Source organism: Rhizobacter sp. P2_H2 (assembly GCF_056403375.1).
The window spans coordinates 1-1,323 of sequence record NZ_JBFUFP010001309.1 but is presented as its reverse complement, the minus strand read 5'-3'; the positions used below and the strand labels follow the sequence as shown (position 1 = coordinate 1,323).

Here is a 1,323-nt window from a genome sequence, read left to right as displayed (position 1 = left end):
GCCCTGCTGCTCGATGCGGCCCTGGTTCATGCAGACGATCGTGTCGGCCAGCGCCATCGCTTCCTCCTGGTCGTGCGTGACCATCAACGTCGGGATGCGCAGCCGGCGCTGCAGCTCGCGCAGCTCATGGCGCAGCTCGGCGCGCACCTTCGCGTCGAGCGCCGACAGCGGCTCGTCGAGCAGGATCAACGCCGGATCGACCGCCACTGCGCGCGCCAGCGCGACCCGCTGCTGCTGGCCGCCCGAGAGCTGGGCCGGATGGCGTTGCGCCAGTGCCGAAAGCTTCACCAGCGACAGCAGCTCGGCCACGCGCGCCTCGATCTGCGGCGCCGGTGCACCGCGGATGCGCAGCCCGTAGCCGACGTTCTGCGCGACCGTCATGTGCGGGAACAGCGAGTACGACTGGAACACGATGCCGAAGCCACGCTCGCGCGCCGGCACGGTCGCCAGGTCGCGACCGCCAAGCATCAGGCGGCCTCGGTCGGCCGCCAGCAGCCCCGCGATGATGCGCAGCAGCGTGGTCTTGCCGCAGCCGCTCGGCCCCAGCAGGCACACGAACTCCTCGGCCCCGATCGAGAGGTCGATGCGCTCGAGCGCGACGAAGCCATCGAAGCTCTTGTGCAGGCCGCTGATCTGGAGCGCCATGCCGGGCGACGCGCTCACCGCCCGATCGCCTTCTGCCAGGCCGCGAGCGTGGCGTCGCGGTCCTTGGCCGACTGCGCGAAGTTCATCGGGTAGAGCACCTTCGAGAGGTCGGCCGGCAGCCCGGCGATCTGCGCGGCCTTCGACGGCGGYGTGCCGGGAATCGTGACGATCTCCTTGTACTTCGTGTAGAGCGCCGCGGCCTGCGGCGACAGCGTCCAGTCGAGGAAGCGCCTCGCATCGGCCTTGTTCTTCGAGCTCTTCATCAGCGCCGAGGCTTCCAGTTCGTAGCCGGCGCCGTCGCTCGGAATCACCATCTTCACCGGAAAGCCCTCCTCCACCGACTGGATCGCCGCGAACGCGAGCGACGCGCCGATCGCGTACTCGCCCGCACGCGCAGCCTTGCACGGGCGGGAGCCCGACTTGATGTACTGCGCGACGTTGCCGTCCAGCGCCTTCAGGAAGGCCCAGCCCTTCTCGCTGCCCTGCGACTGCAGCAGCGCAGCCACCTGCAGGTAGCCGGTGCCGGAGGACACCGGGTTGGGCATCACCACCTCACCCTTGTAGACCGGGTTCGCGAGGTCCTTCCACGAGGTCGGCATCGGCAGGTTCTTGGCTTTCAGCACTTCGGTGTTCACGCAGAACGCGGCCATGTAGCCGGTCGCGGCAAACCAGCTGCCG

The 1,323-nt window shown here is 69.2% G+C and carries 2 protein-coding genes; both read right to left on the bottom strand.

Features of this window, described 5'->3' with window-relative positions; all coding sequences use genetic code 11:
- Positions 1-645: ABC transporter ATP-binding protein (locus AC1D15_RS32610; RefSeq protein ID WP_477829323.1), on the bottom strand; the 645-nt coding region annotated here is incomplete at its 3' end.
- Between the two features lie 14 nt (positions 646-659).
- On the bottom strand, positions 660-1,323 hold a 664-nt coding region (locus AC1D15_RS32605; protein WP_477829322.1), incomplete at its 5' end, for an extracellular solute-binding protein.